This window comes from Streptomyces sp. NPDC003248 (genome assembly GCF_055563235.1).
On record NZ_JBVHDT010000001.1, the window covers coordinates 1,204,214 to 1,217,489 of the forward strand.

10 protein-coding genes and 2 pseudogenes are annotated in these 13,276 nt (G+C 71.7%); 5 read left to right on the forward strand and 7 right to left on the reverse strand.

Annotated features, from left to right (window positions below; genetic code table 11):
* Positions 1 to 18: 18 nt before the first annotated feature.
* Together ACZ3KJ_RS05125 and ACZ3KJ_RS05130 are read right to left on the reverse strand one after the other, a co-directional pair.
* Positions 19 to 1,506, reverse strand: a complete 1,488-nt coding sequence (locus ACZ3KJ_RS05125) for a glutamate synthase subunit beta (RefSeq protein WP_467524688.1) — start codon at positions 1,504 to 1,506, stop codon at positions 19 to 21.
* 328 nt (positions 1,507 to 1,834) lie between these two features.
* Positions 1,835 to 2,569, reverse strand: coding sequence for a DUF2293 domain-containing protein (locus tag ACZ3KJ_RS05130; protein ID WP_467524690.1), 735 nt, complete (start codon positions 2,567 to 2,569; stop codon positions 1,835 to 1,837).
* A gap of 101 nt (positions 2,570 to 2,670) precedes the next feature.
* Here ACZ3KJ_RS05130 and ACZ3KJ_RS05135 point away from each other — a divergent pair, with 101 nt between their 5' ends.
* The gene (locus tag ACZ3KJ_RS05135; protein ID WP_467524692.1) at positions 2,671 to 3,312 is read left to right on the forward strand and encodes a nucleoside/nucleotide kinase family protein; all 642 of its coding nucleotides are present in this window, start codon (positions 2,671 to 2,673) and stop codon (positions 3,310 to 3,312) included.
* Positions 3,313 to 3,334: 22 nt separating this feature from the next.
* On the opposite strand, the gene ACZ3KJ_RS05140 is transcribed toward ACZ3KJ_RS05135, so the two are convergent.
* On the reverse strand, positions 3,335 to 4,462 hold the full coding sequence (locus ACZ3KJ_RS05140; protein ID WP_467524694.1) for a magnesium and cobalt transport protein CorA: 1,128 nt from the start codon (positions 4,460 to 4,462) through the stop codon (positions 3,335 to 3,337).
* Between the two features lie 290 nt (positions 4,463 to 4,752).
* On the opposite strand from ACZ3KJ_RS05140, the pseudogene ACZ3KJ_RS05145 reads away from it, so the two are divergent.
* Positions 4,753 to 5,549, forward strand: a pseudogene (locus tag ACZ3KJ_RS05145) (methyltransferase).
* 253 nt (positions 5,550 to 5,802) lie between these two features.
* Here the strand turns inward: ACZ3KJ_RS05145 and ACZ3KJ_RS05150 are convergent.
* Both ACZ3KJ_RS05150 and ACZ3KJ_RS05155 read right to left on the reverse strand, forming a co-directional pair.
* Positions 5,803 to 6,717: pseudogene (locus tag ACZ3KJ_RS05150) on the reverse strand (carbohydrate kinase family protein); the annotation flags it as partial.
* A gap of 17 nt (positions 6,718 to 6,734) precedes the next feature.
* Entirely contained in the window at positions 6,735 to 7,643 is a 909-nt protein-coding gene (locus tag ACZ3KJ_RS05155; RefSeq protein ID WP_467524696.1) for a pseudouridine-5'-phosphate glycosidase, read from the reverse strand.
* 98 nt (positions 7,644 to 7,741) lie between these two features.
* Between ACZ3KJ_RS05155 and ACZ3KJ_RS05160 the strand changes: the two genes are divergently transcribed.
* The gene (locus tag ACZ3KJ_RS05160; RefSeq protein ID WP_467524698.1) at positions 7,742 to 8,170 is read left to right on the forward strand and encodes a VOC family protein; all 429 of its coding nucleotides are present in this window, start codon (positions 7,742 to 7,744) and stop codon (positions 8,168 to 8,170) included.
* A 215-nt stretch (positions 8,171 to 8,385) separates the two neighbouring features.
* Here the strand turns inward: ACZ3KJ_RS05160 and ACZ3KJ_RS05165 are convergent, their stop codons facing one another.
* Both ACZ3KJ_RS05165 and ACZ3KJ_RS05170 read right to left on the reverse strand, forming a co-directional pair.
* Positions 8,386 to 8,940 (reverse strand): methylated-DNA--[protein]-cysteine S-methyltransferase, encoded by a 555-nt coding sequence (locus ACZ3KJ_RS05165; RefSeq protein WP_467524700.1) that lies wholly within the window; start codon positions 8,938 to 8,940, stop codon positions 8,386 to 8,388.
* Positions 8,941 to 9,034: 94 nt separating this feature from the next.
* Complete coding sequence (locus tag ACZ3KJ_RS05170) at positions 9,035 to 9,904, reverse strand: glycerophosphodiester phosphodiesterase (protein WP_467524702.1); 870 nt, start codon at positions 9,902 to 9,904, stop codon at positions 9,035 to 9,037.
* 277 nt (positions 9,905 to 10,181) lie between these two features.
* Here ACZ3KJ_RS05170 and ACZ3KJ_RS05175 point away from each other — a divergent pair, with 277 nt between their 5' ends.
* Entirely contained in the window at positions 10,182 to 11,048 is an 867-nt protein-coding gene (locus tag ACZ3KJ_RS05175; protein ID WP_467524704.1) for an MHYT domain-containing protein, read from the forward strand.
* Positions 11,049 to 11,088: 40 nt separating this feature from the next.
* Positions 11,089 to 13,236 carry an excinuclease ABC subunit UvrB gene (gene uvrB / locus ACZ3KJ_RS05180; RefSeq protein ID WP_467524706.1) on the forward strand — a complete coding sequence of 716 codons (2,148 nt, stop codon included), beginning with the start codon at positions 11,089 to 11,091 and terminating at the stop codon, positions 13,234 to 13,236.
* Positions 13,237 to 13,276: the final 40 nt, after the last annotated feature.

Consider the following 13,276-nt stretch of genomic DNA (forward strand, 5'->3'; position numbering starts at 1 on the left):
CCCCTCCCGTCGGCGCGCCTACGCCGTCATGGGCCGGTCGTACGGCCCGATCGGCGCCGGCAACCGGGAACTTCCCGTCAGATGGCGGTCGACGGCCTCCGCGACCGCCCGCCCCTCCGCGATCGCCCACACGATCAGCGACTGCCCGCGCGCCGCGTCCCCCGCGGCGAACACGCCGGGCACGTTCGTCGCGAAGTCCATGTCCCGCGCGATCGTGCCGCGCGGCTCCAACTCCAGCCCCAGTTGCTCGACGAGCCCGTCCTCACGGTCCGGCCCGGAGAAGCCGAGGGCGAGCAGCACGAGATCGGCGGGGAGCGCCCGCCCGGTGCCCTCCACCGGACGCCGCGCGGCGTCCACCTCGACCAGGTGCAGCGAGCGGACGTGCCCGCTCCCGTCGCCCGTGAAACGGAGCGTGGACGCCGCGAACAACCGCGCGTCCGCGTCGGCCGCCGGCGCCGTCTCCAGGTCGCGTGCCTCCTCGTGCGCGGCGGACAGCCGGTAGATCTTCGGGTACGTCGGCCAGGGATCCGTGTCCTCGTCGCGCTCCGCGCCCGGCTGGGCGTAGATGTCCAGCTGGGTCACGGACGCGGCACCCTCCCGCACAGCCGTCCCCAGACAGTCCGCCCCGGTGTCGCCTCCACCCACGATCACGACGTGCTTGCCGGACGCCGACATCGGCGACGCCTCCAGATCCCCCTCGCACACCCGATTGGCCAGCGGCAGGTACTCCATCGCCTGATGGATCCCGGTCAATTCCCTCCCCGGCACATGCAGTTCCCGCCACGCGGTCGCCCCGGTGGCGATCACCACGGCGTCGTAGCGCGCCCGCAGATCGGTGGCCACGACATCATGCCCCACCTGCGTCGACGTACGGAACTTGGTCCCCTCGGCACGCATCTGCTCGATACGCCGGTCCAGATGGTGCTTCTCCATCTTGAACTCGGGGATGCCGTAGCGCATCAGCCCGCCGATCCGGTCGTCCTTCTCGTACACGGCTACGGTGTGACCGGCCCGGGTCAGCTGCTGCGCCGCCGCCAGACCGGTGGGCCCCGAGCCGATCACCGCGACCGTCCGCCCGGACAGCCGCTCCGGCGGACGCGGCGGGCTGAAACCCTCCTCCCAGGCCCGGTCCGCTATGGCGGCCTCGACGTTCTTGATGGTGACGGCCGGCTGGTTGATGGCGAGCACGCACCCGGCCTCGCAGGGCGCCGGACACAGCCGGCCGGTGAACTCGGGGAAATTGTTCGTCGCGTGCAGCCGGTCACTCGCCGTCCGCCAGTCCTCCCGTGACACCAGGTCGTTCCACTCGGGGATGAGATTGCCGAGCGGACAGGCGTAGTGGCAGAACGGGACACCGCAGTCCATGCAGCGATCCGCCTGCTTGCTGATGATGGGGAGCAGCGCTCCGGGGACGTACACCTCGTCCCAGTCCCGCACCCGCTCCTCGACCGGCCGCCGAGGCCAGTCCTGGCGAGGCGTCCTCATGAATCCCTTGGGATCGGCCATGGCCGTGTTCCTTGCGTACGCGAGTGGCGAGCCGTGCGTCATCGGGCGGCACTCTTTCGGCCACGATACGTCCCACCGGCCAGGCACGCAGGGTTCCGGCAGCGCTCTCCCGCAGAGCTGCCGCCGGCCCGACCGGCCCGACCGCCCGTACGGCGTGACAGGCCACCGGCGTCCTGTGATCCCGCCGGACCCCCCCCCGAGGACGCTCGGTACTGTCCGTCTGACCCCCCCGAGGACGCTCGGTACTGTCCGTCACCATGGGGTATCGCACGGCAACAGCGCGTCAGGAACGGTCACGTCGTGGCGGGGTGCGTCGGCGCAGCGCACGTCATGGGCGGGGGAGCGGGACCTGCACCTCACGCTCGGGGAGGGGGACCCCCTCCCCCTCCCCGCCCCACCCCCGCAACACAGCCTCCACCCCCGCCGTGATCCGCTGCCGCGCCTCACGCCGTGGTACCCCGCTCATCAGCAGTCGGTCGTACGGCGTGTCCAGGTGCCGTACGGACGCCACGACCGCGGAGACGACCGCGCCCTCGGACAACGCCCGCCCGGCGGCGCTGCGCCCCACCCGGCCGCTGCCCCGCGCCGACGCGTGTGCGGCGATCGCCTCGGCCCGGTCCACCGGGCAGCCGGGAAACAGCCGCCGGATCTCCGCCGCGAACGCGTCCGCGAACCGCGCGTCCTGCGCCGCCCGCCGCCGCGCATCCCGTGCCCGGCGCCGCCGCCTCGCCTCGGCGTCGGCCAGACACCGTGCCTCGGCCCGGGCCAGGCCCGCCTCCTCGACGAGGACCCCCTGCCGCTCGTAGCGCCCCTGGCGCCGGTTGAACCGGACCACGACGGCCGACAGCGTGCTCTCCTCGCGTGATCGTCGGGTCAGTGCCGTGTCGCCGCGCGGGAGGAACACCAGGTGCCCGAGATCGGCACAGCCGAGGCAGCGTGGCGCGCCGTCCTCCAGGACGAGCATCGGAAGCGGCCCGCGGCGGCATCCGGCGCAGTGCCTGCGCCGCAGCGGCTGGACGACGAGAAACCCGGAACGAGGCGGGGGAGTTGCGGGGGCCGGCATGAGGATGTCATTCCCCCTGCTGGGTCCCGCGCCACGTGGGGGTCCGTGTGTGGCCTGCGGCACCCCGAGCGCGACGCGGCCTGGCCGGTGTCTGGCGCATCATGGGCCGTGTGCGATTCGAAGCGATCACCTGGGAACGGCTCGGCGACATCCTTGCCGACCGGCTGCGCGACCTGCCCCCGGCCGACGGCGGTCCCTGGCTGCGGGTGGCCTTCGACGGCGCCCCGGCAGCCCGCCCCGGTGACCTCGCCGAACGTGTCTCCGAGGCGCTGCGCGTGCGTGGCCGCTCCTCTCGTGTCGTCGACACCCACGGCTTCCTGCGCCCCGCCTCCCTCCGCCTGGAGCACGGACGCCACGACGTGGAGGCCTACTACGACGGCTGGTTCGACACCGGTGCCCTGTGGCGTGAGGTGTTCGGCCCTCTCGATCCGGGAGGCGACGGCCGGATCCTGCCCGACCTCCGTGACCCCGTCACCGATCGCGCCACCCGCAGTTCTTACATCCAACTCCCTCCCGGGGGTGTCATGTTGCTGCACGGCCCCCTTCTGCTGCGTCACTGGTTCCCGTTCGACCTGACCGTCCATGTCCTCCTCTCCCCGGCCGCCCTGCGCCGCCGCACCCCGGAGGGCGACCAGTGGACGCTGCCCGCTTTCGAGCGCTACGTCCAGGAGACCGACCCCGCGGCCACGGCCGATGTCCTCGTCCGCGCCGACGATCCCCGGCATCCGGCGTGGAGCGGGTGAGCGGAGGAGACGCGCGGGGGCTTCAGAGCCAGCCGTTGCGCCGGAAGCCCCGGTACAGAGCCAGGCAGGCGAGGGATATCACGGCGATGACCATGCCGTAGCCGTATCGCCAGTGGAGCTCCGGCATGTGGTCGAAGTTCATGCCGTACACCCCGCAGACCATCGTCGGCACGGCGACGATCGCCGCCCATGCGGTGATCTTCCGCATGTCCTCGTTCTGGGCGACCGTGACCTGAGCGAGGTGCGCCTGGAGGATCGAGTTGAGGAGTTCGTCGAACGCGGCGATCTGCTCCGTGGCGCGCATCAGGTGGTCGGAGACGTCCCGGAAGTAGGCCTGTATCTCGGGGTCGACCACGCGCACCGGCCGGTCGGCGAGGTCCAGCAGCGGCCGGCCGAGCGGCACCACCGCCCGTTTCAGCTCCAGGAGCTCGCGCTTGAGCTGGTAGATGCGCCCCGGGTCGACCCGCGCGCCGTGCTGGGCGAAGACGTCCATCTCCACCTGGTCGATGTCCTCCTGCACGGCGTCGATGACGCTGAGGTAGTCGTCGACGACATGGTCGGCGATCGCGTGCAGCACCGAGGAAGGCCCCTTGGCGAGCTGGGCGGGGTCTGCCTCCAGCTCTTCGCGCAGCGGTCCGAGCGAGCCGTGCCGTCCGTGTCGCACCGAGATGACGAAGTCCCGGCCGACGAACACCATGATCTCGCCGGTGTCGACCACCTCGCTGGTCGCCGTGAGCTGCTCGTGATCGACGTAGCAGACCGTCTTGAACACCGCGAACAGGGTTTCGCCGTACCGCTCCACCTTCGGGCGCTGGTGGGCCTCGACGGCGTCCTCGGCCGCGAGCGGATGGAGGTCGAACAGGTCGGCGATGCCCGCGAACTCCTCGTTCGTCGGCTCGTGCAGACCGAGCCAGACGAAGCCGTGGCCGCTCTTGCGGACGCGCTCCACGGTGTCGACGAGGTCGCCGCCGACCGGGGCCCGGGCCCCGTCCTGGTACGACACGCAGTTCACCACCGAGGAACCCAGCGGGGAGCGGGCGGGATGGCTCAGGTCGACCTTCATGCGCCGCCGGGCCAGCCGTGCCATCTTCCGCAGGCCACCGACCGTGCCCAGGCCGGTCACCTTCCGAAGATTCCCCGCCATGGTCATCTGGATCTCCTCGCGTACGTCTCCCCGTGGCGCGTTTCTGCGCCCTGGCGCGCCAGTCTGCCAGGCCCGCGCAGACCGCGGGGAAGCCTGTGGGAAGGGGCCGTTCCGCTTTGTTCCCGCCTGTGGACAACCTGACGTGGGTCTGCCCGCGACAGGGGGTCCCATCCCCGCCCCGCTCCTTTTCCGCACCCTCCGCCGGCCCTTCGCGCCTTCGGCCGAGGGCCCCCGGCCAAGGCGTACCGGCCGCGTCACCCGCCTTGGACAACCCGGGCAACTGGGATGATCGGCGTATGACGCGAGCCGACGGGTACCTCCTCGACAACCGGCGGAGCGAGGCGGGGGAACGCTTCGACGCTTTCGCCGACCTCTTCGACCCCACGACGTTCCGCCATCTCGAAGGACTCGGGGTCGGACCCGGCTGGCGCTGCTGGGAGGTCGGCGCGGGCGGCACCTCAGTGGTGTCCTGGCTGGCGAAGAAGGTCGGACCGACCGGCAGGATCGTCGCGACCGACATCGACATCTCGCGGCTGACCCCGGCCGCCCGCCAGCCGGTGCAGGTTCGCGTGCACGACGTGGGTGTCGACGAGCCGCCGGGGGAGGGCTTCGACCTGGTGCACGCCCGGCTCGTGCTGGTTCACGTGCCGGACCGGGACCGGGCCCTGCAATCGATGGTCAGGGCCCTGCGCCCCGGCGGACGGCTCCTGGTCGAGGACGCGGACCCCGCCCTGCAGCCCCTGCTCTGCCCCGACGAACACGGTCCCGAACAGCAACTGGCGAACCGGCTGCGGCGGACGGCTTCCGCAAGCTCCTCGCCGAGCGGGGCGCCGACCTCTCCTACGGCCGCAGACTCCCGCGCCTGCTGCGCGAGGCCGGACTGCGCCGGGTCGAGGCCGACGCCTACTTCCCGGTCACCTCACCTGCCTGCGCCGCCCTGGAGTCCGCGACGGTCCGTCAGGTCCGCGCCGACCTCGTCGCCGCCGGCCTCGCGACCGACGAGGAGATCGACCGGCACCTGGCCGACGTCGCCGCCGGGACCATGGATCTGGCGACCGCGCCGATGATCTCGGCATGGGGGAGGAAGGGGTAGGCGGCCGGCATCGCCACAGGCCTCACGGCCGATGCCCTCAGCCGGCGGGAGTGGTTTCCGCCCGCGCTCCCGCGTCATCGATCACGCCACCACCCGTGGCCCCCTGTGTCGTCGTCGCGCCGCCCGCCTTGCGCGGTGCGGAAAGTTCTGCCGGAAGCCCTGCCGGGAGACTTGTCGGAGGGACTGGCGAAAGCTCTGTCGGAAGCCCTGTCGGAGGGCCTGTCGGATGACCTGTGGCCGAGCCGGGTTCGCCGCCGCGCGCCGGCGGTCTGCCGCCCACCCGCTCCACCGCACGCGCGCCCGCCCGGCACCCCTCGGCCGCCGCGGCACCCGGCTCGGCGCCCACGAGCAGGGCGGCGAGAAACGCGCCGGTGAAGGCATCACCGGCTCCCGTGGTGTCCCGGGCTGTCGCGGGGACGGCGGGGACGCGGGCGGTGACGGCGCCGTCGCGGGCGACCAGTGCGCCGTCAGCCCCTTGCTTGGCCACCACCAGGGGCACGTGACGGCTCAGTTCGGCCGCGGCGTCCGCCCCGTCGGGCCACCCGGTGAGCAGACACGCCTCGTCACGGCTGGGCAGCAGCACGTCCACCCCCCGGACGAGTCCGAGGAAGCGTTCCGCACCCAGCTCCGTCAGGAACCCCGCCGACGCCGGGTCGAGACTCACCGGCACCCCACGCGCGCGTGCCGAGGCCGTCGCCGTCCGCACCAGCGCGCGCCCGGACGCGGAGAACAGCAGGTAACCCGACAGATGCAGTCGGCCCACCCCGTCGAGCAGGGAGTCCGACCAGTCGTCGGGACCGAGCCGCAGGGACGCGCCGCTGTCGGTGAGGAACGTCCGTTCGGCCGCGGCCCCCGTGTCGACCAGGCAGATCACCGTGCCGGTCGACGCCTCGGGGTCGACGACGAGCCGGGGCCGCACCCCGCAGCCGACCAGCTCCCGTTCGTGCCAGTCCACCGCGTCGGCACCCACCCGCCCGAGCAGTCGTACGTCCGCGCATCCCCAATGCGCGGCCCAGCAGGCCACATTGGCCCCCGCCCCGCCGGGCAGCCTCCGGATCACCGCCGCCGTGTCCGTCCCCGACGCCAGCGGCCCCCGGTGCCGCGCCACGACGTCCGTCACCACGTCCCCGACGACCAGCAACGCCCCTCTCCGCACCCCCGGGCCCACCGCGCGGGCAGCCTCGGTCACGCCCCGGCCCACGCGGTGGCGATCCGCCCCGCCAGCCGTACGTTGCCGCGTACCGCTGCCAGATTGGCACTCAGGGACGCGCCGTCGGTGTGCCGGACCAGGTAGTCGAGCAGGAACGGCGTCACGGCCTGACCGGTCACGCCCTCCTCCTCGCACGCCTGCAGCGCGGCGGCGAGCACACGCGCGTGCAGATCGGGATCCAACTGCTCCTCCTGCGGGACCGGGTTGGCGACGATCAGTGCCGCATCCGGTGCCGCCAGCGCATCCTGAGCACGCATCACCTGTGCCACCTGCTGCGGGCTGTGCAGCGTCCAGTCCACGGGGTGGCCCGAGTCGCGGAGGTAGAAGCCGGGGAAGCGGTCCGTGCCGTACCCGGCGACGGCGACGCCCAGTGTCTCCAGCCGCTGCAGGGTCGCCGGAACGTCGAGGATCGACTTCACGCCGGCACACACCACGGTGATCCGCGTGCGCGCCAGCAACCCCAGGTCGGCCGACTCGTCCTGGGTCGTCGTCCACTCCCGGTGCACCCCGCCGAGCCCGCCCGTGGCGAACACCCGTACACCCGCCGACGCCGCCAGCAGCGCGGTAGCCGACACCGTGGTCGCTCCGCTCGCCCCCGAGGCGACCGCGAGCGGCAGATCGCGGTGGCCCAGCTTGCGGATCCCGTCCTCGTTGGCGACCCGTTCCAGCTGCTGCTTGTCCAGGCCGACATGGGGCCGCCCGTCCAGTACGGCGATCGTCGCCGGTACGGCGCCCTCCGCGCGTACGACCGCCTCCAGCTCCAGCGCCACTTGCAGATTGCGCGGACGGGGCAGCCCATGGGCGATGATCGTGGACTCCAGGGCCACCACGGGTCGACGCGCGTCGACCGCCTCCCGTACCTCTTCCGACACCACCAGCACCACGTGCCCGCCTCCTGTCCGTCGGTCTTCCCTCATTCCTGGCGGGCGGCGCACCCGGCCAAACCCTTGCGCCCGGTGGGGGACGACACGAGCCTGAAGGCATGACGGAGAACACGACACGCCTCGACCACGTCGTCCTGTGGGTGCGCGACCCGCTCGCGTCAGCCGACTTCTACGACAGGACCGTCGGCCTGGAACCCGTGCGCGTCGCCGAGTTCTCGAAGGGCGAGGTGCCGTTCCCGTCCGTCCGTGTCAACGACGAGGCGCTCCTCGATCTCATGCCCCTGACGTCGGCGGAACGCATGACCATGCTCCCCGGGTCCGCGGACAGTGCCGGACACCCCGTGAACCACATCTGCCTCGCCCTGCCCCGGGCGGCCTTCGACGCGCTCGGCACCCGCCTGGCCGACCACGCCGTGCCGGTGTCGGAGGTCTCGCACGGCTCCTTCGGCGCCCGGGGCGACGCCACCCGCAGCTTCTACTTCCGTGATCCGGACGGCAATGTCATCGAGGCACGGCACTACGACTGACACCCCCGGTGCCCTGCCCGCCACCTGTACTGCCCCACCACCTGCACTGCCGTGCGGCCGGTCCGCCGGGCGCAGCACGCCAGCTCCCCGCACGACCGGGCCGTCCGCCGGAGCGCGGGCCGACCGTCGGAGACCGGGCCGGCCGTCGGGGCCGTCACCCGGCCGTCAGCGGCCGCCGGAGCGCCTGCTGGACCGGACCGCCGGCTCCGCCCGGATCAGAAGAGGGGCTCCGGCAGTACGCCTTCCAGGGCGAGCAGCTTCCGCTTCGCCTCCAGACCGCCCCCGAAGCCCCCGATCCCGCCGTCGCTCTCCACGACCCGATGGCAGGGCACGACCACCGGCAGGGGGTTGGCGCCCATCGCCGTCCCCACCGCCTGCGCGGCCCCAGGCCGGCCCACCCGCTTCGCCAGCTCGCCGTAGCCGACGACCGCCCCGTACGGGACGCCGGAGGCGAGCTCGTGCAGGATCTGCCGGTTGAAGCCGGAGATCAGCGACCAGTCCAGGGGCAGCTGGAAGGCGCGCCGGGAACCCGCGAAGTAGTCCTCGACCTGACGTATCGCCTCGGCCAGCAAGGGGGAGCCGGGCGCCTCGGCCGGCTCGGTGCCCAGCCGGGCCGCGAGGCGGCCGAGTGCCTTGTCGCGCACCGCCTCGGTGGCGTGGAACACGACGTTGACCAGGCCCTCGCGGGTCGCGGCCAGCAGCAGCGGACCGATGTCGGTACCGACGACGGCCCACACGACCCGCGGCTCGTACTGCCCATGGCTGTCCATGCCCCCACCGTACGACCCGCCACTGACAACGCCCCCCGGACGGCCGCACCGGACCGGAGGGCGGCAGGGGACGGCCCGGCGGGCGAGGGGGACGTCAGGGGCGCGGCAGTGCCTGCCGCACCACGTCGGGCCGGTTCGTGATGATGCCGTCGACGCCGTACCCGGCCACGACCCGGGCGGCGGAGGCGTCGTCGACGGTCCATACGAAGATCCGCAGCGGCTTGCCGTGCGGACCCGTGACCGCGTGCACGGCGGACACATAGTCCTGGGAGAGAGACGTGTACGAGGGGTTGATCAGGTCGGCGAATCGTGCGTGGCCGGGCAGGTCCGCCACCGGGGGGCGGCCCAGCAGCGCGGTGATGACCGCCGGCTTCAGATCATGGAGGGTCTGCAGGCTCCCGGTGCTGAAGCTCTGCACGACCAGCCGGCCGTCCAGGTGCCGCTGGTCGAGCCACCCCTCGTTGCCCAGCACCTTGAGGGTGTCCCGCTCGATCCCCGGATACAGCTGGGGGTTCTTGATCTCCAGAAGCAGGCTCTGACGGTGATGCTCGACGCGGCGGACGAACTCCCTCAGTGTCGGCACGCGCGCGCCCGCGTACGCGGAACCGAACCAGCTGCCCGCGTCGAGCCGCGCGATCTCGGCCGCGGTGAAATCCCTCACCTGCCAGGGAGCGCGCTCCGGGAAGACCTCCTCGACATCGGTCGTCCTGCGGAGGCTGTCGTCGTGGACCACCACGAGTTCGCCGTCCTTTGTGCGCTGGACGTCGTTCTCCACCCAGCGGACGCCCAGACCGGCCGCCGCGTCGACGGCGGCCAGGGTGTTCTCGGGAGCCGCGGCGGACGCCCCCCGGTGGGCGATCACCTCCGGCCGGCCGCCGGCGCCCCGCGCGTCGTGGACGGACAGCAGCAGGACCACGACGCCCACCAACACGGTCGTCGTGGCGGCAACTACGCGCGCGTACATGCGCACTCCTCGCGTTCGGGCGATCACGTACAGCTCCACTCTCGCAGCAGACGCTCCACGGCGGAGCAGTGCACGACGGCCCCGCGAACGACAGGAGAAGTCCGGGCCCCTCACTTCTGCCGCACATGTGGGGCAGGGGCGTGTTTCTTTGCCGGAAAATCGTTCGACCATTCCGGTGGCAGTCATACTCTCTGCGTCACCTCTGGCCACTCGCGCCGTCCGGGGAGGGGTGCGCGTCACAGGGACATCCAGCAACAGGGCGGAAGGGCAACCGCGCATGTACGGCACGGTCGACGGATTCAGCTACGGAATCGTCACACCGTTGGTGGCCTACGTCATGGCCTGCCTCGGTGGCGCACTCGGCCTGCGGTGCACCACCAGAGCCCTGCTCGTCGCCGACTCCTGGCGCCCGGGATGGCTCGCCCTGGCCTCCGCGGCGATCGGTTCCGGCATCTGGACCATGCACTTCATCGCGATGATGGGCTTCACGGTCGCGGACGCACCGATCCACTACGACAAGCCGATCACCTACGCCAGCCTGGCCGTGGCCATCGTCATGGTCGGAGTCGGGATCTTCATCGTCGGTTACCGGGGAGCCACCGGGACCGCCCTGTTCACCGGGGGCACGATCACCGGTCTGGGCATCGCCTCGATGCACTACCTGGGCATGGCCGGCCTTCAGCTCGACGGCAACCTGGAGTACGACACGCTCACCGTCGCCGCCTCCGTCGCCATAGCCATGGCCGCCGCCACGGCCGCCCTGTGGGCCGCGGGCCAGGTCAGGGGCCTCCTGTGGAGCGTGGGTGCCGGCCTCGTCATGGGGCTGGCAGTCTCCGGCATGCACTACACGGGCATGGCCGCCGTCAGCGTCCATCTGCACACCACCGGTGCGCCGATCCAGGGCGACGCACCCGCCGGCCTGCTCGCACCGATGCTGATCGGCCCCCTCTCCTTCCTCTGCCTCGCGGGCGCCGTCGTCCTGTTCGACCCGCTGATGGTCATGGGCAAGCCCGACTGGGCCCCCGTCGAGCACAAGCCCGGCGTCCCCGCCCACGGCCAGATCCCTCACCCCGTCCGCCGGACCCCGCTGCGCACCCGCCGCAAGGTGTCCTCGCACGAGCCCCGGACCCCGCAGAACCGCTGACCGGACCCCGTTGTCAGTGGGGGGTCGTACGGTGGATGGCATGCGGCCCGTTTCCCAGATCGAACGCACGGTGGCGCCCTTCGAGGTCGTCAGCCCCTACCAGCCCAGCGGCGACCAGCCGGCGGCCATCGCCGAGCTGGCCAAGCGCGTGGAGGCCGGCGAGAAGGACGTCGTCCTCCTGGGCGCGACCGGCACCGGCAAGTCCGCCACCACCGCGTGGATGATCGAGAAGCTCCAGCGCCCCACGCTCGTGATGGCGCCGAACAAGACGCTGGCCGCCCAGCTGGCGAACGAGTTCCGCGAGCTGCTGCCGAACAACGCCGTCGAATACTTCGTCTCGTACTACGACTACTACCAGCCCGAGGCGTACGTTCCGCAGTCGGACACCTACATCGAGAAGGACTCCTCGATCAACGAGGAGGTCGAGCGCCTGCGTCACTCCGCGACCAACTCGCTGCTCACCCGGCGGGACGTCATCGTGGTCGCCTCGGTCTCCTGCATCTACGGCCTCGGTACTCCGCAGGAGTACGTGGACCGCATGGTCCCCCTCAAGGTCGGCGAGGAGATCGACCGGGACGAGCTGCTGCGCCGCTTCGTGGACATCCAGTACACGCGCAACGACATGGCCTTCACCCGCGGCACCTTCCGGGTGCGCGGCGACACCATCGAGATCTTCCCGGTCTACGAGGAGCTCGCCGTCCGCATCGAGATGTTCGGCGACGAGATCGAGGCCCTGTCCACGCTCCACCCGGTCACCGGCGAGATCATCAGCGACGACGAGCAGCTCTATGTCTTCCCGGCCTCCCACTACGTCGCCGGGCCCGAGCGCCTGGAGCGGGCCGTCAACGACATCGAGAAGGAGCTGGGCGAGCGCCTGGCGGAGCTGGAGAAGCAGGGCAAGCTCCTGGAGGCCCAGCGGCTGCGCATGCGCACCACCTACGACATCGAGATGCTCCGCCAGATCGGCTCCTGCTCCGGCGTGGAGAACTACTCGATGCACTTCGACGGCCGCTCGCCCGGCTCCCCGCCGAACACCCTGCTCGACTACTTCCCGGACGACTTCCTGCTCGTCATCGACGAGTCCCACGTCACCGTCCCGCAGATCGGCGCCATGTACGAAGGCGACGCCTCCCGCAAGCGCACCCTCGTCGACCACGGTTTCCGCCTGCCCTCCGCCCTCGACAACCGACCCTTGAAGTGGGAAGAGTTCCAGGAGCGCATCGGACAGACCGTCTACCTGTCGGCGACGCCCGGAAAGTACGAGCTGTCGCGCGGTGACGGCGTCGTCGAGCAGATCATCCGCCCCACCGGGCTCGTCGACCCCGAGGTCGTCGTCAAGCCCACCGAGGGGCAGATCGACGACCTGGTGCACGAGATCCGGACACGTGTCGACCAGGACGAGCGCGTCCTGGTCACCACCCTCACCAAGAAGATGGCCGAGGACCTCACCGACTACTTCCTGGAACTCGGCATCCAGGTGCGCTACCTCCACAGCGATGTCGACACCCTGCGCCGCATCGAGCTGCTGCGCGAGCTGCGCGCCGGTGAGTTCGACGTCCTGGTCGGCATCAACCTCCTGCGGGAGGGTCTCGACCTCCCCGAGGTGTCCCTGGTGGCGATCCTCGATGCCGACAAGGAGGGCTTCCTGCGGTCCGGCACCTCGCTGATCCAGACGATCGGCCGCGCGGCGCGCAACGTCTCCGGCCAGGTCCACATGTACGCCGACAAGATCACCCCCGGCATGGAGCGGGCGATCGAGGAGACCAACCGCCGCCGGGAGAAGCAGATCGCCTACAACAAGGCGAACGGCATCGACCCGCAGCCCCTCCGCAAGAAGATCAACGACATCGTGGCCCAGATCGCCCGCGAGGAGGTCGACACCGAGCAGCTGCTCGGCTCGGGCTACCGGGCGCAGAAGGACGGCCGCGCCACCAAGGCGCCCGTGCCCGCCCTCGGCGACAAGGCGGCCAAGGGAGCGAAGTCCGCCAAGCCCGCCAAGGGTTCGGCCGCGCGGAGCGTCCCGACCGACCGCCCCGCGGCCGAGCTCGCCGAGCAGATCGAGCAGATGACGGAGCGCATGCGGGCTGCCGCGGCCGACCTCCAGTTCGAGGTCGCCGCCCGGCTCCGCGACGAGGTCTCCGAGATGAAGAAGGAACTGCGCCAGATGAAGGAGGCCGGCCTGGCCTGACGGACCAGGAGCGCTCGGGCGCCGTACGCACTGTGTTGCA